Origin of the sequence: Stenotrophomonas sp. SXG-1 (assembly GCF_014083965.1) — a bacterium.
Taxonomy (GTDB): Bacteria; Pseudomonadota; Gammaproteobacteria; order Xanthomonadales; family Xanthomonadaceae; genus Stenotrophomonas; species Stenotrophomonas geniculata.
This window is the reverse complement of record NZ_CP046588.1, coordinates 2416102-2435887: the sequence shown is the minus strand read 5'-3', so window position 1 is coordinate 2435887 and position 19786 is coordinate 2416102. Positions and strand designations below refer to the sequence as shown.

General features: G+C 66.9%; 18 protein-coding genes. 6 read left to right on the top strand and 12 right to left on the bottom strand.

Annotation, left to right across the window (positions count from 1 at the left end):
* Positions 1 to 51: 51 nt before the first annotated feature.
* The 4 genes from blaL1 to GOC52_RS11175 form a co-directional block, all read right to left on the bottom strand.
* Positions 52 to 924 carry a L1 family subclass B3 metallo-beta-lactamase gene (blaL1, locus tag GOC52_RS11190; RefSeq protein WP_191849440.1) on the bottom strand — a complete coding sequence of 291 codons (873 nt, stop codon included), beginning with the start codon at positions 922 to 924 and terminating at the stop codon, positions 52 to 54.
* 95 nt (positions 925 to 1019) lie between these two features.
* On the bottom strand, positions 1020 to 3449 hold the full coding sequence (locus tag GOC52_RS11185; protein WP_191849438.1) for a TonB-dependent receptor domain-containing protein: 2430 nt from the start codon (positions 3447 to 3449) through the stop codon (positions 1020 to 1022).
* 71 nt (positions 3450 to 3520) lie between these two features.
* On the bottom strand, positions 3521 to 4357 hold the full coding sequence (locus tag GOC52_RS11180; protein WP_191849436.1) for a FecR family protein: 837 nt from the start codon (positions 4355 to 4357) through the stop codon (positions 3521 to 3523).
* Positions 4354 to 4878 (bottom strand): RNA polymerase sigma factor, encoded by a 525-nt coding sequence (locus GOC52_RS11175; RefSeq protein WP_049455150.1) that lies wholly within the window; start codon positions 4876 to 4878, stop codon positions 4354 to 4356. Before GOC52_RS11175 ends, GOC52_RS11180 begins: the two co-directional genes overlap by 4 nt.
* Before the next feature lie 202 nt (positions 4879 to 5080).
* Here GOC52_RS11175 and GOC52_RS11170 point away from each other — a divergent pair, with 202 nt between their 5' ends.
* From GOC52_RS11170 to GOC52_RS11160, 3 genes are read left to right on the top strand one after another with little or no spacing between them, the layout of a single operon-like run.
* Positions 5081 to 5347 carry a hypothetical protein gene (locus GOC52_RS11170; RefSeq protein ID WP_010485461.1) on the top strand — a complete coding sequence of 89 codons (267 nt, stop codon included), beginning with the start codon at positions 5081 to 5083 and terminating at the stop codon, positions 5345 to 5347.
* 9 nt (positions 5348 to 5356) lie between these two features.
* Complete coding sequence (locus tag GOC52_RS11165) at positions 5357 to 6529, top strand: low temperature requirement protein A (protein ID WP_049481051.1); 1173 nt, start codon at positions 5357 to 5359, stop codon at positions 6527 to 6529.
* 42 nt (positions 6530 to 6571) lie between these two features.
* Entirely contained in the window at positions 6572 to 6964 is a 393-nt protein-coding gene (locus GOC52_RS11160; RefSeq protein WP_191849432.1) for a DUF3224 domain-containing protein, read from the top strand.
* Positions 6965 to 6977: 13 nt separating this feature from the next.
* Here GOC52_RS11160 and GOC52_RS11155 read toward each other — a convergent pair whose 3' ends face one another.
* The 7 genes from GOC52_RS11155 to pip form a co-directional block, all read right to left on the bottom strand.
* Complete coding sequence (locus tag GOC52_RS11155; protein WP_049409567.1) at positions 6978 to 7619, bottom strand: response regulator transcription factor; 642 nt, start codon at positions 7617 to 7619, stop codon at positions 6978 to 6980.
* Entirely contained in the window at positions 7612 to 8667 is a 1056-nt protein-coding gene (locus GOC52_RS11150) for a sensor histidine kinase (RefSeq protein WP_049409569.1), read from the bottom strand. Before GOC52_RS11150 ends, GOC52_RS11155 begins: the two co-directional genes overlap by 8 nt.
* A 189-nt stretch (positions 8668 to 8856) precedes the next feature.
* The gene (locus GOC52_RS11145; RefSeq protein WP_021202328.1) at positions 8857 to 9594 is read right to left on the bottom strand and encodes an MgtC/SapB family protein; all 738 of its coding nucleotides are present in this window, start codon (positions 9592 to 9594) and stop codon (positions 8857 to 8859) included.
* A 30-nt stretch (positions 9595 to 9624) separates the two neighbouring features.
* Complete coding sequence (mgtA, locus tag GOC52_RS11140; RefSeq protein ID WP_100445851.1) at positions 9625 to 12384, bottom strand: magnesium-translocating P-type ATPase; 2760 nt, start codon at positions 12382 to 12384, stop codon at positions 9625 to 9627.
* Between the two features lie 63 nt (positions 12385 to 12447).
* Positions 12448 to 12747, bottom strand: a complete 300-nt coding sequence (locus tag GOC52_RS11135; protein WP_005413574.1) for a hypothetical protein — start codon at positions 12745 to 12747, stop codon at positions 12448 to 12450.
* 291 nt (positions 12748 to 13038) lie between these two features.
* Positions 13039 to 13338, bottom strand: a complete 300-nt coding sequence (locus GOC52_RS11130; protein WP_019337231.1) for an EF-hand domain-containing protein — start codon at positions 13336 to 13338, stop codon at positions 13039 to 13041.
* A 206-nt stretch (positions 13339 to 13544) separates the two neighbouring features.
* Positions 13545 to 14492 (bottom strand): prolyl aminopeptidase, encoded by a 948-nt coding sequence (pip, locus tag GOC52_RS11125; RefSeq protein WP_053443106.1) that lies wholly within the window; start codon positions 14490 to 14492, stop codon positions 13545 to 13547.
* Between the two features lie 114 nt (positions 14493 to 14606).
* Between pip and GOC52_RS11120 the strand changes: the two genes are divergently transcribed.
* The gene (locus tag GOC52_RS11120; RefSeq protein ID WP_191849430.1) at positions 14607 to 15269 is read left to right on the top strand and encodes a TraX family protein; all 663 of its coding nucleotides are present in this window, start codon (positions 14607 to 14609) and stop codon (positions 15267 to 15269) included.
* Positions 15270 to 15519: 250 nt separating this feature from the next.
* Here the strand turns inward: GOC52_RS11120 and GOC52_RS11115 are convergent, their stop codons facing one another.
* On the bottom strand, positions 15520 to 17715 hold the full coding sequence (locus GOC52_RS11115) for a TonB-dependent receptor (protein ID WP_191849427.1): 2196 nt from the start codon (positions 17713 to 17715) through the stop codon (positions 15520 to 15522).
* A 244-nt stretch (positions 17716 to 17959) separates the two neighbouring features.
* On the opposite strand from GOC52_RS11115, the gene GOC52_RS11110 reads away from it, so the two are divergent.
* Together GOC52_RS11110 and GOC52_RS11105 are read left to right on the top strand one after the other, a co-directional pair.
* The gene (locus GOC52_RS11110) at positions 17960 to 18544 is read left to right on the top strand and encodes a TetR/AcrR family transcriptional regulator (RefSeq protein WP_053443104.1); all 585 of its coding nucleotides are present in this window, start codon (positions 17960 to 17962) and stop codon (positions 18542 to 18544) included.
* Between the two features lie 104 nt (positions 18545 to 18648).
* Positions 18649 to 19737, top strand: coding sequence for a DNA glycosylase AlkZ-like family protein (locus GOC52_RS11105; RefSeq protein WP_191849425.1), 1089 nt, complete (start codon positions 18649 to 18651; stop codon positions 19735 to 19737).
* Positions 19738 to 19786 lie beyond the last annotated feature (49 nt).

Here is a 19786-nt window from a genome sequence, read left to right as displayed (position 1 = left end):
CGCTCGGCTGTTTTCTTCCGGCAAGCCGAGCGTAGGCTCGGCTCTACAGGATCAGCGGTGTGCCGCGGCTTCCCTGGCCAGCTGCGCGTCGAACGTCTTCTCGGCCGCATCCGCGTAGGCGCTGCAGGTCAGTGCCTTGGCGCCGGCCTTGCTGCCGGCGGCATAGTTCCAGTTGCTGGCACCCGGGTGCGGGGTCAGCAGCAGTTCGCAGGGCAGGCCGCGCACGGTAGTGAAGCTGCGCTTGTAGTCCTCGATCAGGCGCGGATAGCGCGGGTTGCCCGCCAACTGGTAGCCCGGCGCGCTCAGGCTGTCGGCGTAGGCGATGCGCACCGGCTTGCCGTCGCGCGTATCGGTCCAGGTCCAGGCGGTGCTGCCCGGGGTGTGCCCCGGCATGAAGTGTGCGGTGAATGCGATGCCGCCCACCGTGACCACTTCGCCATCCATGATGATGCGGTCGGCGCTGGTGGGCGGATAGGTGATGCCGTCGCCAAAGTGCAGGTCGTTGCTGCCGCCGCGCGCCAGCAGCACCGCTGATTCGGCATTGGCCACCACGTGCGCGCCGGTGCGACGCTTGAGCTCGGCGACCGGGCCGGCGTGGTCGGCATGCGCATGGCTGAGCAGGATCAGTCGCAGCTCCTGCGGCGCCACGCCGCGCACCTTCATGTTGTCCAGCAGGTGGCCGGCCATCTGTGGCATGCCGCCGTCCAGCAGCACTGCGCCCTCGGCGGTCTGCACCAGCAGCGCGGTCAGGTTTTCGGTACCGATCTGCCAGGTCTGGTCGGCGATCTGCAGCGGTGCCATCGGCTGCAGCCAGGAGGTGTCCACGGTGTAGGCCCGCAGCTGCGGCAGTGGTGCCTCGGCGGCACTGGCGTGCGCGACCGGAACAGCAGCGGCCAGGGCGAAGGCGAGCAGGGAACAACGCATGGTTCACGTCCGTTTGAAGGAGGCCCAGAAACTAGCATGGGCCCCCTTCATCGCGTCTCGCATAGATTTCATGGCTCCCATAAGGGCGCCATGGATCAGTACCGGTACTGCCACCCCAGCGTCAGCACCCGGCCGCGGCCGGAGAAATAGCTCGGATTCGACGGCGTGGTCTGCGAGTAGTAGCTGATGTACTGCTTGTCCGCCAGGTTCTGCACGCCCAGCGTGAAGGCATGCTTGTCCAGCGTATAGCGCGCGACCAGATCCAGAGTTGTGTAACCCTTGAACTCCGCCACCTGCGCGCCACGCAGGTCGAAATCACGGTCGAAGGCATGGCTGGCCTGCAGGCGCGTGCTGAGCTGCGGCGTCCAGCTCTGTTCCCAGAACGCGGTCAGCCGGTTCGGTGCGATGTTTACGCCGGCGAGGTCGCTGTCGAGGCGACCGTCGACGTCGGCGTCGTAGCGGCCGTTGGCGCGCGCATAGCCCAGGCCAAGCCGGCTGTCGCCCAACCGCAGGCGCAGGTTGCTTTCAAAGCCTTCCACGCGGGTGGCCTGGCGCTGCACCGCATAGGCATCGATGCCCGGATCGTAGATCAGTACCGAGCCGAGCCTGGATTCGGAGGTGTAGTAGGCGATGTCGCCGCTGAAGCGGCCATCGTCGTACTCCAGGCCGATCTCGCGGTTGTCCGACACCACCGGTGACAGGTCGATGAGGCTGTCCACGCGTTGTCCGTCGCGGTTGATCGCGCGCAGCACGCGGCCGACGTCGGCCACGGTGTAGCCTTCCGAATACGAGGCGTAGGCGTTGAGGCGATCGTTGATGTACCAGACCGCGCCGAAGTTGGGCAGGGTCTCGCTCATGGTCGGCTTGCCGCCAGCCACCTTGCGAGCGCCGTAGCGGGGCAGGGTGGTGTAGTCACCCACGTCCAGCTCGCCCTTCTCGTAACGCAGGCCGCCGGACAGCATCAGGTGATCGGTCGGCCACCAGTGCAGCTGCAGCAGCGGTGACAGGCTCTGGTAGGTGGTCTGCGGCACCCAGTTCATGCCACTGGCCAGCAGCACCTGGTGGGTGCGGTCGCGCAGGCCGTCCAGGCCCAGGGTCACGTCCAGCGTGGTGTCGGCGACGCGGGTCCAGCTCTGGGTCAGCTTGAAGCCGCGCTTGTCCGATTCGTTCTGGGTCTGGTCCCAGGCGGCGTTGGCGCCGGTGTTGCCCCACGGGTCCCACTGGCTGGCACCGTAGCGGCCTTCGAAATCCACCGCGAAGGCCTGCGCCTGGAAACGGCCACCGAGCAGGTCGGCGGCGCTGTAGTCCACCGTCAGCGAACGCGAGCGGTTCATCGGCGGATCGAGTGGCGTATCGCCGGGGACCGAAATGGTCGGGCGACCGGTCCGATAGTCACCGTTGATGGCCAGGTAGTTGTCCATCCCGCGCAGTTGGTAGCGGTTGGCCATGACCTGCAGGCGATGGCCCTCGGCAATGTTCCAGCCCAGCTTGGCGAACACGTTCGATGAGGTCGAGTCCATCAGCTCGCCCTGCGCGTTGGTGCCGATCGATCGGCCCTCGCCGTCGTGGTACAGGCCCTGCTTCTCATAGGCCAGGCCAGCCACCAGGTCGAACTGCTCGCCGCGCACGCCCACCAGGGCCGAGCCGCGCTGGCCATTGTCGTCGTGGCGGCTGGGCAGGGCAGCGCTGTAGCTGACGTTGGTGTCGAGCAGGAACGCGCCCAGCTCACTGGGCGCACTGCCGGTGATGATGTTGACGATGCCGCCGGTGCCGCCGATGCCCTGCAGCGCGTTGGCGCCGTGGATGACCTCGATGCGTTCGATCATCGCCGGGTCGATGGTGTGCGAATCACGCGAGCCATCGCGCAGCGGCGTGGACTGCGGCACGCCGTCGACCATGTACAGGATGCCGCGGCCACGCAGGGTTTCGCCGTAGTTGGACATCTTTTCGCGCGCCGGGGCAAATGCCGGGATCTGTGACGACAGCACCCGCGACACATCCGAACCCAGCGCCAGCTGCTGGGCGATGTCCTCGCGGGTCAGCACCGTGATGGTATTGGGCATGGCGGTCTCGCCCTGTGGCATGCGCGCGGTCGAGGCCGAGACCGTAACGCGGGCCAGCGACGCCGTCGTGGCGGATGACGGCGCCGATGATGCGGCCCGGGCCGGGGTGCGCGGCTTCGCCGGCGCTGGCGCGGCACTCACCACGAACACACCCGGCGAACGTTCCTGCATCGCCAGGCCTTGCCCGGCCAGCAGCCGCTGCAGGGCCTCATGCGGGGTGTAGCGGCCATCAACAGCCGGGGCGCTGCGGCCGCTCACGCTGTCGGCGGCGAACAACAGCTGGATGCCACTCTGCCGCGCCAGCGAGTTGAGCGAAGCCTGCAACGGGCCGGCCGGCAGGTGCAGCTCGATGGGCGCTGACGCAGCGGTCTGCGCCGTGGCGGGCAGGGCCGCACACAGGCAGGCAGCGAGCAGGGTGGGGGCCAGCCGGCGCAGAGCGGCAGGCGGAACAGGGCGGGTCATGCGGGGGTCCTTCGGAAGGGTTCAAGCACTTGCCGGATGGGACGGCGCGCAACCCACCCTCGGTGTGGCATTCAATCGCGGGCGCGCAGATGCAGGCTGCCATCGGTGCCGGCATGCACCTGCACCGGCAGGATCTCGGGCAGCAGCGCGAGTACGGTCTCGGCGCGGTCGGCATCGAAGACGCCCGACACCTGCAGGGGCCCCAGCGCTGGGTCGTCCAGCACGATGGGACGGTCGTGATAGCGCTGCAGGATGCGCAGGACCTCGGTCAGTGGCATGCGGTCGAACTGCAGGCGTCCGGTGGTCCAGTCCGCCTGCTCTGGATCGATGGCTTCCGGAGGTGACAGCGAACCGCGCTGGGCCAGCAGGCGCTGCCCTGGCTTCAGCCGCTGTTCGCTGCCGCCCTCGTCGACGCGCACGCCGACCTCGCCGCGCCACAGTGTCACTTCGCTCAGTTCCCCCTGGCGGTCGACGTCGAACACCGTGCCGTAATTGCGCACGTGGACCGGGCCGGCATCCACCCCGAAGCGTCGCCAGGCCGAGTGCTGCACCTCGAAGCGTGCCCGCCCTTGTTCCAGCAGCACCTGCCGGGAGCGCAGATGGCGGCGCACCTGCACGCGGGTGCCTGCATCCAGCTGTACCCGACTGCCGTCGGCCAGGACGAGTTCACGGCGTTCGCCCACGCCGGTCTGGTAATCGCGGACCTGCCAGGCCGGGTCGGCCACGAGTACGGCGCCGGCCAGCACCAGCAACACGGGCAGTACCCGCTTCGCGCCGCCACCCCGGCGGCGCAGCGTTTCCGGGTCGGGCAGCGGAAAGCGTTGCTTCAGGGCGTCCCGATGCTGGTCCAGGATCTGGTCGGTGCTGGGGACTTCGGGTGGCGGCGGTGGTGCAGGTGCATCGCTCATTGCAGCGTGCCCTGCTGGCGGCAATCGGCCATGGCCAGCCGCAGGTGACGCTCCACAGCCTTCAGGCCGATGCCCATGCGCTGCGCGACGTCGGCCTGCGGCAGCGCGTGAATCTTGTGCAGGATGAAGACCTGCCGGCGCCGGCAGGGCATGCGCTCGATGGTCGCGCTCAGGCGCTGCAACGCCTGCTGTCCCTGCGCCTGCTGCTCGGGGCCTGGGCGTGGGCAGGCGTCATCGGGCAGTTCGGCACGCGACTCCACCCAGTGCCGGCGCAGATCCTCGGCGCGGCAGCGGTCCACCGCCGCATCGTGGGCGATGCGCCGCAGCAGTGCGATGGGTTGCCGTGCATCGTAGGCGGCGGGGCGTTCCAGCAGCCGCACGCAGACGTCGTGCACCACTTCACGGGCCAGCCCTGGCGACCGGAAACGGCAGCGCAGGTACTCCACCAGTTCCTCGTAGTGGCGCACCAGCGAGGACACCAGCGGCAGCGCAGGAGGGTGTGGGGAAGGTAGTTGGGACATCCGGACCGGAAGCAGGGGCAAGGGGCGGGCACGGGGAGGGCATCCCTGCGCGATGACGCAATACTAATGGGAACCGTTCTCGTTTGCTATGTGGTTCGGGGATCGGGATTGTTCGGCGAGGCTGGAAAGTGAAACCACGATCATCGGCTGGAGCGCAGAATCGGCCGCGGCTAGCCTGCCAGCAGGCTCAAGGAGATGGACCATGCACGTGCTTCTGGTGATGGTGGGTGGGGTGCTGTTGTTGGGGGTGTTCCTGCTCTTCGGGCGGCTGTGGAGCGTAGGCCAGTCACAGCTGCCCACGGCCCTGATCGCGTTCATCGCCACCTGGCTGCTGGTGACGGTGGCCAACATGTGGGTGGGCGTGAGCAAGGCCGGCTACGCCGTCCGGGAGGAGCTGCCGATCCTGCTGCTGGTGTTCGCGGTGCCGGCCTTGCTGGCCGGTCTGCTGTACTGGCGCCTGGCGCGCTGAAGGACGGCCATGAGCACACGACTGCGACTGCCTGCCCTGCGCCAGCGCGATGGCCACCACGCCCGCGTGACCTACGAAGAGCTGTTCTTCGACCTCGTCTACGTGTTTGCGGTTACCCAGCTCAGCCACCATCTGCTGCATCACCTGGATCTGGTCGGGGTGATGCAGACCCTGGTGCTGTGGTTCGCGGTCTGGCTGGGCTGGCAGTACGCCTGCTGGGTCAGCAACTGGTTCGATCCGGAGACGCCACGCATCCGCAGCCTGCTGTTCGTCACCATGCTGCTGGCGTTGCTGATGTCCTCGTCCATTCCCGAGGCCTTCGCTGAACGCGCCTGGGTCTTCGCGGGGGCCTACGCCACCATGCAGGTCGGGCGCACGGTGTTCGTGCTGCTGGAGGTCGGGCGCAACCATCCGCTGGCGCCCAATTTCCGCCGCATGCTGGCGTGGGTGAGCGTGTCGGCCTGCTTCTGGCTGGCAGGCGCTGCTGCCGAGGGCAACCTGCGCCTGGCCTTGTGGGCGGTGGCGGTGGCCTGCGAGTACATCTCGCCGATGTTCGGCTTCGCGTTTCCGGGGTTGGGCCGTTCGCACACCCGCGAGTGGACCATCGAAGGCGGGCACCTGGCCGAACGTTGCCAGTTGTTCGTCATCGTCGCGCTGGGTGAAACGTTGCTGGCCACTGGCGGCGTGCTCAGCGAGGTCGAGCACTGGAGCGGCGATGTGGTCTCGGCGGTGCTGGCCACCTTCGCCGGCACCATCGCCATGTGGTGGTTGTATTTCGGCATCTCCAGCCGCGATGCCACCGCGGCGATCACCCATTCCGAGGACGCCGGGCGGATGGGGGCCAACTTCCACTACGTGCATGCGCTGCTGATCGCCGGCATCATCGCCACCGCGGTCGGCAATGACCTGGTCATGGACCATCCTGGCGCGGCGGTGACTCTGGTCTACGCTACGGTGCTGGTTGCCGGACCGTTGATCTACCTGCTGGGCAGCGCCTTGTACAAGCGCATCGTGTACGGGCGCGCCCCGTATTCGCATCTGGTCGGTGCAGTGGCGTTGGTCGTGTTGGGGGTGGTTTTGCCGCACACCCATCTGCTGGGCGCCGGCTGGCTGACCAGCGCGGTGCTGCTGGCGGTGGGCTTGATGGATACGCAGTTGAAGCGTCGCCTGCGGCGCGCATGATCCGCACGCGCCGTTGCCGCATTATCGACGAGGGAGAGCAGGATGCAGGGCGAAGCGCGCGGAACCTTTGAAGTGAAGCTGCTGCCGATCGGTGGCAACGACGGCCCGATCGGGGTGATGTCGATCGATAAGCTCTTCCATGGTGACCTGCAGGGCAGCAGTGTCGGCCAGATGCTGGCCTTCCGCAGCCCGGTGCAGGGCTCGGCGGGCTATGTGGCGATGGAACGGGTAACGGCCGCGCTGGCTGGGCGTCAGGGCGCTTTTACCTTGCAGCACAACGGTCTGATGGCCCGGGGAACGCCGGAGCTGAGCGTGGTGGTGGTGCCCGATTCGGGCAGTGAAGGGCTGCTCGGCTTGAGCGGAATCCTGGAAATCACCATCAGCGACGGTCGCCATGACTACAGGCTGGAGTACGCGCTGCCCGATCCGGAATAGAACGAGGCATCGCTCAGCCTGCGCTGCCCTGCAGGCGGTCATACATCCGCACCAGGTCCACCAGGGTGCGCGCGCCCATCTTGCGCATCACCTGTGCGCGGCGCACCTTCACCGTGATCTCGCTGACGCCGAGGTCGCCGGCGATCTGCTTGTTGAGGCGTCCGCGTACCACGCCGTCGACCACCTCGCGCTCGCCGGCATTGAGGGTATCCCAGCGCAGCTGCAGCGCGCCGAGTGCCTCGCCGTCGCGGCGCCGCTGGCGGTCGATCTCGATGCCCTTGTGGATGGCATCCAGCAGTTCCTGGTCGCGGAAGGGCTTGGTCAGGAACTCGATGGCGCCGTCCTTGATCGCGTTGACGCCCATCGCAATGTCGCCGTGGCCGGTGATGAACACCACCGGCAGCTGCAGACCGTGACTGCCCATCGTGCGATGGAATTCAAGCCCACTCTGGCCGGGCATGCGCACGTCCAGCACCAGGCAGGCCGGCGCATCTTCCAGTTCGTGTTCGAGGAAGGCCTGGGTGGAAGTGAACGCCCGCACCTGCAGGCCCATTGAGGCCAGCAGGTCTTCCAGTGCGGCGCGCACCGACGGATCGTCGTCGACTACATAGACGATGGGTGCTGGGTCGATGGCAGGGGCAACGGGCTTACGCATGTTGAACGTCCGTGGCGATGGGCAGGTCGAAGACGAAGCAGGCACCGCCGCCTGCTGGTCGTTCGGCGCGGATCTGGCCATCGTTGGCCTCGATCATCGAACGGCTCAGGCTGAGGCCCAGTCCCAGCCCGTGTGACTTGGTGGTCCAGAAGGCATCGAATACACGCTCGGGATGATCGGCGGGCAGGCCGACGCCGCGGTCGCGCACGCTGAGACTGACCCGCTGACCGTCACGTCGGGTCAGCAGCGACAGGCGTCGGTCGGCGGGAGGCACGGTTTCCATTGCGTCCACCGCATTGAGAATCAGGTTGCCGATCACCTGCTGCACCTGCACACGATCGGCCTGCACCGGGGGCAGGTCGGCATCCAGCAGCAGGGCCACGGCCACGCCGTGCTGGTCCAGTTCACTGCGTGACAGCGCCAGCATTTCCTCCACCGCGTGGTTCAGGTCGAAGGCGTGCCGTTCCGGAGCGGCGCCTTGGGTAAGTCCGCGGATGCGGGCGATCACGTCACCGGCACGGTGCGCGTCGGCCAGGATGCGGGCCACGGTCTGCCGGGCCTTGTCCACGTTCGGCGGATCCTGCGCCAGCCAACGCTGGCAGGCTTCGGCACTACTGGCGATGGCCGCCAGCGGCTGGTTCACTTCATGGGCGATGGAAGTGGTCAGTTCGCCCACGGTCGAGGCGCGCGCCACCCGCAGCAGACGGCCCTGCGCTTCCTGCACGGCGGCCTTGGCCGCTTCCATGTTCAGGGCGAGGTAGGTGGTGATGCCGATCACCAGCATGCCGATCACCGAGTTGACCAGGCCGATGCGATAGGTGCCGAAGCGGGTCAGGAAGAAGCTCAGCCCGGTCAATGCAATGCAGGCGACGGCCAGGGTGATCAGCCCGCGCGCGCTCAGCACGCGTGATGCGGCGAGGATGACCGCTGCGTAGAAGCAGGCTGCCGCGACCGCGTAATCGGTGACGGTATCGATCAGGAAGATCGCCCCCATCACGACGATCAGGGCCAGCAGCATCAGCGGGCGGCGGGGCGACAGCGATGGCATCGGGATGGCTCCCTGGCGTGGGCGGAAAGGATAGCAAAGCGCTGTTCGGTAGATGCCGACCTTGGTCGGCATGGGTTGTGCGCGGTCATGGTGCCTGACGGATTGTGCCGACCACGGTCGGCACCTACCAAGGCGGTGCACGGTAGCGCCGGGCCATGCCCGGCGGGATGCGTCCATCAGCGGCCGGCACTACTCCTCCAGGCTGGCGTTCCAGAACCCCTGCAGTACGCCGGGCGTGGTCGCCAGCGTGGCCAGCACGGCATCGAGCTCACCGGCATCCACCGTGGTGGCATACAGCACCGCTTCGATCTCCACGTCACGCTCGCCGAATGGCCGCTGGTCCACCGCGCGCACCGGGTACTGCGCCTGCTCAAGCAGCAGCAACAACCGGTCCAGTACCTCGGCCTGCTGCTCGCGCTGGCAGACCACGTTGATCGCATAGGTCGCCTCGCTGAACGCTTCCGGCAGCGGCTGCCGCTGGATGCGGTTCACCACCGGCCGCAGCAGGGTGTTGGCGGCCAGCACGAACACTGCCGCCAGCACCGCCTCGGGCAGCAGCTTGATACCGGCACACGCACCTACCGCCGCCGAGCCCCACAGGGTGGCGGCGGTGTTCAGGCCGGACACCTGGGCGCCGTCCTTCATGATCGCACCGGCGCCGAGGAAGCCGACGCCGGAGATCACATAGGCCACCACATGCAGCGGCGAGGGTGGACCGCCGTACAGGTCATGGAAGCGCACCGCCAGATCGACGAACACTGCCGCGCCCACCGCTACCAGCGTATTGGTGCGCAGGCCGGCGGTGCGTTGGCGCAGCTGCCGCTCCAGGCCGATGACCGTGCCCAGCACGAACGCCACCGACAGGCTGATCAGCGAGCTCAGGGTCGCGCCGGCGTTGAAGGCCGGCAGGTTGGGATTGATGTCCATTGTGTTTCTCCCTGGACAAGCGGCGGGCGTTTACTGCCACCCGTACCGGCGGATGTAGAACTTCTTCAGCGCGGTGGTCAGCACCGCATAGCCGAACAGGATCGCCACCAGGAACGGCCAGTAGCCAGCCGGCAGCGCCTGCAGCTTGAAGTAACCGGCCAACGGGCTCATCGGCAGGGCCACGCCGATGGACATGATCAGGCCGGTCATCAGCAGCAGTGGCGGCGCGGCGATGCTCTGCAGGAACGGTACCTTGGGCGTGCGGATCATGTGCACGATCAGGGTCTGGGTCAGCAGGCCGACCACGAACCAGCCGGACTGGAACAGGCTCTGGTCGCCGGCGGTGCGCGCATCGAACACGTACCACATCAGCGCGAAGCAGGTCAGGTCGAAGATCGAGCTGATCGGCCCGAAGAACACCATGAAGCGGCCGATGTCCGCCGGGTTCCACTTCAGCGGCCTGCGTACCAGTTCCTCGTCCACGTTGTCGAACGGAATGGCGATCTGCGAGATGTCGTACAGCAGGTTCTGCACCAGCAGCTGCAGCGGCAGCATCGGCAGGAACGGCAGGAAGGCGGAGGCCACCAGCACCGAGAACACATTGCCGAAGTTGGAACTGGCGGTCATGCGGATGTACTTCAGCATGTTGTTGAACGTGCGCCGGCCCTGGATGACACCTTCCTCCAGCACCATCAGGTTCTTTTCCAGCAGGATGATGTCAGCCGCCTCCTTGGCGATGTCCACGGCACTGTCCACGCTGATGCCGATATCGGCCGCACGCAGTGCCGGGGCATCGTTGATGCCGTCACCGAGGAAGCCGACCACCTTGCCCTGGGCGCGCAGCTCGCGTACCAGCCGTTCCTTGTGCAGCGGCGTCAGCCGGGCGAACACGCGGTGGTGGTGCAGTGCCCGTGACAATGCGCCATCATCCATGCGCTCGATCTGCGGGCCGGTCAGGATGGTGTCGGCGTCCAGCCCCACCTGCGCGCAGACGCGGGCGGTCACCAGTTCGTTGTCGCCGGTGAACACCTTGACCTCCACGCCATGCGCGGCCAGCGCCTGCAGCGCCTGCGCTGCCGATTCCTTCGGCGGGTCCAGGAAGGCGACGTAGCCGACCAGGGTCAGGCCACATTCGTCGGCCTGCGAATAGGTGGTCTGGCTGGCGGCGGTCTCTTTCATCGCCACCGCCACCACGCGCAGGCCCTGTTCGTTCAGCTCTTCGGTGGTCTGCCGCACGCGGGCCAGGCGATGTTCATCCAGCGGCATGTCCTGGCCGTTCTCGCGCACGGTGCTGCACACCGCCAGCATTTCTTCCACCGCGCCCTTGCAGATCAGCTCATGATGGTCCTCGCGCTCGGACACCACCACCGACATGCGGCGGCGCTCGAAGTCGAACGGGATCTCATCCACCTTGTGGTAGTCCTGCGACAGCCGCAGCGAGCTTTGCAGCTCCACGTGCTCCAGCACCGCACGGTCCAGCAGGTTGATCAGCCCGGTCTGGAAGTGGCTGTTGAGATAGGCGAACTTCAGCACGTCTTCCGAATCGTGGCCGAACACATCGGTATGACGCTCCAGCGCGATCCTGTCCTGGGTGAGGGTGCCGGTCTTGTCGGTGCACAGCACTTCCATCGCGCCGAAGTTCTGGATTGCATCCAGGCGCTTGACGATCACCTTGCGCCGCGACAGCAGCACCGCACCCTTGGCCAGGGTGGAGGTAACGATCATCGGCAGCATTTCCGGCGTCAGGCCCACTGCCACCGACAGTGCGAACAGGAACGCCTCGGTCCAGTCGCCCTTGGTCCAGCCGTTGATCAGCAGCACGAACGGCACCATCACCAGCGCGAAGCGGATCAGCAGCCAGCTGACACTGTTGACGCCGGCCTGGAATGCGGTCGGCGCGCGGTCAGTGGCGGTGCTGCGCAGGGCCAGCGTGCCGAAATAGGTGCGGTTGCCGGTGGCCAGCACAACGGCGGTGGCAGTGCCGGACACCACATTGGTGCCCATGAACAGCAGGTTGTGCTGTTCCAGCAGGCCAGCCAGGCCGTCGCCCGGGTGCGCGAACTTCTCCACCGGCAGCGACTCGCCGGTCATCGCGGCCTGTGCCACGAACAGGTCCTTGGCAGTCAGCACGCGGCAGTCGGCCGGAATCATGTCGCCGGCCGACAGCACGATGTGGTCGCCGGGCACCAGTTCGCGGATCGGCAGGTCCAGCAGGCGCGCCGGGCGCCGGCTGTGCAGGTGCGCACCGAAGTACTGGTCGGCCACATCGGCGGCCTCGGTACCGGGATTGCGGCGCAGCACGCGCGCGGTATTGCCGACCAACGCCTTCAGCCGCTCGGCTGCACGGTTCGAGCGGCCCTCCTGCACGAAGCGGATCAGCGTGGACAGCAGCACCATCGCACCGATCACCATGGTGGCCTTGATGTCCTCGGTCAGCCAGGACACCGCCGCCAGCACGGTCAGCAGCAGGTTGAACGGATTGCGGTAGCACTGCCAAAGGTGCCGCCACCACGGCAGCGGCTTTTCGTGATCCACCTCGTTGGGGCCGAGCGTCGCCAGCCGTTCCTCGGCCTCATGCGGGCTGAGGCCATCGGCATGCGACCCCAGCGTGGCCAGCAGCTCGGCTTCCTCCTGCTGGGCCAGGGTGACCAGGCCGGTGGTGAGCGCGAACGGTGCCGCGTCGGCGCTGCCCGGGCCAAACCCGGCCTCGGGCATCGCACGGCGGCGGAACAGGTTGCCTGCGCGACGGCTGCGCAGGAAGGCATTGAACCAGGCGTTGAGCAGGCTCATGGGACTCTCCTCGAATGTCAGAGCCGGCCGGGGCCGGAACACGAACGGAACGGATGCAACCGATCAGGCGTGGCGCATCGCCAGCACCGCCGGCGACCACGGCTGCATGTGCAGGCGCTGGCTGCCGCCGATGCACAGCGGCTTCATCGCATCACGCAGCGGATAGGGCAGATGACGCAGCACGGTGATGCGCTCGCTGATCGGCAGCAGCGACAAGGCGTCGGCCACCACGCGTGGCGAACCGAGTGACAGCGAACGGGCAAACATCACGGGGCCGTGCTGCAGCAGCTGGCTGCGCAGCGCGGCAACATCGCGCTCGCCGATCAGGCGGCGCAGGGTGATGTAGAGGATCTTGTAGGACATGGGGCGATCTCCAGGCAAGCGGCGCCTGGCGGTCCCCCGTCACTCAGGCAGGCAGGGACCGGCGGGCAGGCGCCAGGAACAGGCAACAAGCGGTCATCCGGGGCGCGGTGCGCCCGGCAGGGTCGGGGTCCATCTGCGTCTCCATGAGGGGAGGGTGCCGGCCAGGATTGCCCTGGCCAGTGGCGCTATTGTCCGCCCCTGAATGGGGCAGTCCTAGAGGCTCGTGGGTTAGCCCGGCTATACTTTGGTATAGCCGGCATGCGCAGCGTCAGTCGAGGGCTCAATGATGGATCAATGCGAAGCGCTGGTCTGCTTGCACACGTCGTACTCGCCACGGCTCAGCGTCTTGTTGCGGTCGGTGTCGCAGGCGTGCAGTCGTTCGGCCCAGTCCGGTGCCACGGCATCCACCTCGGCCAGCGTGACGATGCCGTCCTTGTCCTTGTCCAGCGATTCGTAGGCAGGGATGAGCCTTACTTCTGTCACGTCCTCGGCGGCGGTGGCCTTGCTGGCCTCCTGCGGATTGGAACAGGCGCCCAGCAGCAGGCCCGCAGATAGCGAGAGAGCGATGGGAAGGCAGCGATAACCGGTCATGGCGTGCTCCTGGGGAAAGGGCGAACCACCGGTGCGGTGGTCACCGCCGGATCTTCTGCGCGGAGCTGTAAGCGGGCTGCGAAGAATGGGGCCGTGGACCGTTGCCGGTGGGTCGCCATTCACCTGGCCGCGCAGCAGCGATTGCGCGGAGTCGACGCTACCCTCGAACGGTGGGATGCCGGCCAGCGGCCGGCACCACCATCTGCTCAGAAACGGTCGGCAAAGGCGTCCGTCGCCCGCACCAGCGCATCCACCGTGGCCGGCTCGTTCGCGCTGTGGCCGGAGGTCACCATCTCCAGCCGGGCTTCCGGCCAGGCCTTGGCCAGATCCCACGCACTGCGCGGCGGGCAGATGATGTCGTAGCGCCCCTGCACGATCACGCAGGGCAGGTGGCGGATGCGATCGATATCGCGCAGCAGCTGGTCCGGCTCCAGGAAGATGCTGTTGCGGAAGTAATGCGCTTCAATGCGGGCCTTTGCCAATGTGTCCAGCGGGTCGTCGGTGGATTGCGCATCCACGTCGTGCTGCAGGGTGGCGGCGTTGTCTTCCCAGCCCAGCCAAGCCTGCGCGGCTTCGATGCGGGTCGCTTCATCCGGGCCATCCATGCGCGTCCAGTAGGCCGCGATCATGTCGCCACGCTCGGCTTCCGGGATGTAGGCCTCATAGCGTTCCCAGCGTTCCGGGAAGATCCAGCGCGCACCGCCGTTGGCCTCGGCGAACCAGCGGTTCTCCATCTCGCGGCCGAGGAACACGCCACGCACGATCAGGCCGGTGGCGCGTTCGGGATGCGCCTGCGCATAGGCCAGCGACAGCGTCGAACCCCATGAGCCGCCGTAGACCAGCCAACGCTCGATGCCCAGGTGCTCACGCACCTTCTCGATATCGGCCACCAGATCCTGCGTGGTGTTGTCGCGCAGTTCGCCGAACGGTGTGGAGCGGCCGCTGCCGCGCTGGTCGATCAGCACGATGCGGTACCGCGCCGGATCGAAGAAGCGGCGGTGGGTGGGCGAGATGCCAGCACCCGGGCCGCCGTGCAGGTACACCACCGGAATGCCCTCTGGCGTGCCGCACTCTTCGATGTGCAGCGTGTGCAGATCGCTCACCTTCAGGGTGAACTCGCGGTACGGCTCGATGGCGGGGTATAGGGTTCGCACGGCGGACGTCTCACAAGCAGGGGCGGCCAGCATAGCGCCCCCGCCTGCTGCCTGCAGCGTCGTGCTCCTGCGCGGCGCTGGAAATGCGCTGGCCGATGCGCATAAGCTTCCGCGATGCAAGCGACCACGACCGGGACGTCAACCTTCTTCACCCTCAGCAGCGGCGCGCGCGAGCTGCTGAAGTGGATCGCACTGCTGGCCATGACGGGTGACCACGTGGCCAAGGTGGTCTTCGGCGGCTACGTGCCGGTGGTCAGCGAACTGGGGCGCATCGCCTTCCCGCTGTTCGCGCTGGTGATGGCCTGCAATCTCGCCCAGCCGGAGGCCGACCTGCGCAAGTCGATGCGCCGATTGGCACTATGGGGCTTGATCGCGCAGCCATTGCATGCACTGGCGTTCGGTTTCTGGCTGCCGCTCAACATCCTGCTCACCTTTACAGTTGCAGCAGTAGCCGTACATGCGCTGGCGAACAATCGGCCGGTGCAGCTGTTACTGGCTGCCGGCGTGCTGCCGATGTTCGTGGACTATCAGTGGGCCGGGGTTGGCAGCGTGCTGCTGGCCTGGATCGCGTTCCGGCACCGGGCGTGGTGGCTGTTGCTGGTTGGGCTTGCAGCGGTGTGCTGGGCCAACCACAACGGCTGGGCATTGCTGGCCATTCCGGTAGTGCTGCTGGCGGCGCGGGTGCCGTGGCAGCTGCCGCGCTGGCGGTGGGCGTTCTACGGGTATTACGTGGGGCATCTGGCGATGCTGGCGTTGGTTGCCCATCTGCTTGTGTAATGTCGGAACTGGCATGTCGAGTGTCTTGAATGCTGGATGCGGTCAAGGAATGCGCGTCGCAGGTGGGGGTGAAGCATGCCGCCATCGGCGTGTGTAGAGTCGAGCCATGCCCGACTCAGCGGGCGAACCGGAGCCGAGCATGGCTCGGCTCTACACGTTCTGGGAAATCCACGCCATGCGTGACCGGCAAAGCGAGCCGAGCATGGCTCGACTCCACAGGTGATGCATGTCTGGCGTGGAGGCGCCTGCCTCAGAAGTCCATCGTCGCCGACACCAGCACCGTTCTCGGCGCTCCCAGCGCTAGACTGGAAAGCAACGGCATGCCCCAATACGCCTTGTTGGTCACGTTGTTCACACTGGCTCTCAGCGCAAGCGGTCGACCCGCCACGGTGGTGCTGTAGCGCGCCCCGACATCGAACAACGTGCGGCCCGGCACCGACAGGCTGTTGTCGGCACTGATGTACTGCTTCGACATCGCCGTGGCATTGCCGGTCAAGGTCAGGCCCTGCAAGGTCGGTACATCCCATTCCACCCCCAGCTTGGCCTGCCGTTGCGCTACGGCGGTGGCGATGCGTCCCTCATTCACGCCACCGGCCGTGCGGGTCAGTTTCGGCTGCACGTAGGCCACGCCACCGAGCAGGCGCACGCCATCCAGTGGCGTGCCGAAGAAGCCCCATTCCACGCCGCAATTTCGTTGCTCGCCACCGAACGAGAAGATATTCGTGACCGGGTCGGTGTAGCTGCTGGGCCGCTTGATTTCATACACACTGAAGGTGTGCGCGAAGCTGCCCAGGTCCAGCTTCAGGCCCAGCTCCTTCTGCCTGGTGCGGAACGGTGCGAACACATCACCGGCGTTGGCGGCGGTCATCGGCGCGGTGGCGCCCTGGCTGAGGCCTTCGATGTAGTTGGTGTAGATGGAGACCCTTCCGGTGGCCTTCACCAGCAGCGCCGCTGCTGGCGTGTTGGCGCTCTCGTCGTAGCGCGAGGTGCGCGCACCGCTGGCGACATTGAAGGTCTCACTGACCACCTGCTGGCGGCGCACGCCCAGGGTCAGCTGCACGCGGTCATCGGCGAAGGCGAGGGTGTCGGCGAAACCGAGGCTGTCCAGCCGCAGCTCGGTGTGCGAGATGTGCGGCGTTACGAACGGTGCCGCCGGGCCCCATGCCGGGTTGTACAGATTGGTGGTCCAGTCCCAGCCCGGCACGCTGCGGCGGCCGTAATCGTTCTGGGTGTGCTGGTAGTGGGTCACGTTGGCGGCCCACTGATGGCTGACGCTGCCGGTGTGGAACGAGCCGCGCAGGCCGGCATCTGCGGACTGCTTCTTGATATCGAAGGCGAGCTGGCCGATCACGGTGGTGAAGTCGCCGGCTGGATTGAGGATCTGCGCGCTGATCGAACCATTGTAGCGGTAGTCGGTCTTGCTGATGCCGTAGGCCAGGTAGGCCATCAGGGTGTCATTGATGTCCAGCTCGCCCCGCAGCATCGCGCCCTTGTCCTGGCTGTCCACGTAGGCCCAGTCCGGGTTGATCAGCGTATCGCCACGCGGCGGCCGCGGAATGGCCACGCCCGGTGCCAGACCGACGCCGCGTGCCGGGCCGTCCACGCGGTCATCGGCGCTGTACAGATCGGCCGACAGCCGCGCACGTTCGCCGCGCCAGTCCACTGCCAGTGCGCCGAGCTGCACCTTCTTGCTCTGCTTGCCGACCGCGCCATCACCATCACGGTACGCGCCGTTGAAGCGGATGCCGAACTGCTTGTCCGCGCCCAAGCGACGCCCCGCATCCACATGGGCGCCAAACTGCGCATCGGAGGCGAAGTTGGCACTGACCCGCAGCAGCGGTTGATCGCCGGCACGCTTGGGGACCAGGTTGACGCTGCCACCGACCGAGCCGCCCGGCGGCATGCCATTGAGCAGCGCGGAGGGGCCTTTCAGCACCTCGATGCGTTCGAACATTTCCGGCGAAGTGCGGTAGTACGGCGCCATGCCGCTGAGGCCATTGAAGGTGGTGTCGCTGGTGTTGGAGGCAAAGCCTCGGATCGCGTAGTTCTCGCTCCACGAACCGGTGACGCCGTTGCTGAACACCGTGGGGTCGGTGGCGGCGATGACGTCGGTGAGGTCCTTGGCCTGGCGGTCGCGGATGAAGGACTCGGTGTAGCTGACCGTATTGAACGGCGTGTCCATGAAGTCCTTGTCGCCAAGCAGGCCGACGCGGCTGCCAGCGGCCACTTGCCCGCCCGCATAGTCTGCAGTGACCCGGCGCTGTTCCTGCACCTGCACCGAGGGCAGGGTGGACGGCGCGGAGTCGGCCAGCGCGGCAAACGAGGCCAGCAGCCCTAGCGCGAGGGCCGACATCCGGTAGCGCCGGGCGATGCCTGGTGGATGCATCAGGCTGGAAGATGCGGCGGCAGCGCGATGCTGCAGAGAAGAGAAGTTGTACACGGTCATGCCAGATTCCTGTGAATCGCAGGCGCGAGCGCACCTGGCGCGCTGCCGACGGCAAGCACGGGGAGAGGGCGCAGCGCAGGGTTGTTGGCTGGGTGGGGACCTGGCGGAAGGTGAGCCATGGGCTCGACTACGGGCAGCGTGCTGGACGCATTCCGAATTAGTTTAGTAAATTAAACTAAAGCAATCGAAGCGGACAAGAGGGTCCCTTTGCTGGCACCCTCAGCAGGGTATGAGCACGCACCGTATGAGCCCTCACTCCGATCCAACGGCGCCGACCCGTGGCCGCCCGCCCACTATCACCCCGGAGCGCCTGGCCGACATCGGCATCCGCCTGGGCCTACCCAACCTGACCATGGCCAACGTGGCCACCGAACTGGCGGTGACCCAGGCGGCGCTGTACAAGCGCGTGGCCAACCTGGAGGCGTTGAAGCGACTGGTGGCGGAGGCGGTATTCCAGCGCTGGCAGATTCCGCGCGCGTCGGTCGACGCAACGGGTGGGCTGGAGGCCTACCTGATGCGGTTCGTGGAGTCACTGTGCGAGGTGGTGAAGGCACATCCCGGGCTGCCACCGTACCTGCTGCGGCGCACGGTGGCGACTGCGCCGATGCTGGAAAAGATCGCCTCGCACCAGGCGCACGTGGCTGATGTGTTCGGCCTGCCGGTGGACAAGGCGCGCTGGCTGCTGGCCACGATCGCGTTCTATTGCATCGCCGGCGCCGATACGATCTATGCGATTGCGGACGACGAGGAAGGACAGGTGATCACCGAGTTCAAGCAGGGCATGCGGGCGCTGGTGATCGGTTCGCTGGAGGTATCGCGGCTTCGGTAGATGCATGCCATGCGTGGACGATCCTGGCCGTTCACCCTGACGCCAGCCAGGCATGGCCTGGCTCTACTGGACGGATCGCGTGGTGTCGAGAATACAATGCGGCCATGCCTGCCACGCCTACTCTCGATGATCTTCGCCGCTACGCGGTGGCGCGCACCCTGTTCAAGCCGACTACGCTGCTGACCGCGATACGACGGCTGGGCTTCGTGCAGGCCGACCCGATCAGGGCACCGGCGCGCGCACAGGACCTGACCCTGCGCCACCGGGTGAGGGACTACCGCGCAGGCGATCTTGAGCGGCGCTACACGCGCCTGCCGGTGGAAGAGGATTGCCTGGTGAACTACGGCTTCCTGCCGCGCGAGCATCTGGCACTGATGCACCCGCGCGTGTCCAAGCGCGAATGGGACGCCGAGACCCATCGCCGCGCGGCCGACGTACTGGCCTTCGTGCGCGAGCGCGGCAGCGTGCACCCGCGCGAGGTGGACCAGGCGTTCGCGCATGGGCGGGTGACCAATTACTGGGGCGGCACCAGCAACGCCAGCACGCATCTGCTTGACGGCATGCACTACCGTGGCCTGCTGCGGGTGCAGCGGCGCGACAGTGGCACCCGCATCTATGCAGTGGCGGAGCACGCCGAGCCGGACGTCAGCGAGCAGGCGCAGGTTGAACGGGCCGCCGCCCTGATCGATCTGGTGGTGCGCAAGTACGCGCCGCTGCCCTCGGCCAGCCTGACCTATCTGGTGCGTCTGCTGGGCTATGGCGCCCCACATCTGGCCGAGCAGACCCGGCAGGCGTTGGCGTTGGCCAAGCAACAACTGGCCAGCTGCACGCTGGAGGGCACCACCTGGTACTGGCCGGTGGACGAGAATCCGCGCTCGCGCCGCCATGCACCGGACGAACAGGTGCGCCTGCTGGCGCCGTTCGACCCGGTGGTGTGGGACCGCCGCCGCTTCGAGCTGCTGTGGGGATGGGTGTACAAGTTCGAGGCGTATACACCTGCACCGAAGCGACAGTATGGGTACTACGCTCTGCCGGTGTTGTGGCACGACCAGGTGGTGGGCTGGGCCAATCTCAGCGTGCGCGACGGTGAGTTGGCATCGAGTGTGGGCTATGCCGGCAAGTCGCTGGCCCGCGACAGGGTGTTTCGTGGCGCGTTGGAAGACGAGCTGCAGCGCATGGCGGAGTTCCTGTAGCGCCGAGCGGCGCATTGGTAGCTATCGCTCCCGGTAGTCGCCAACCTTG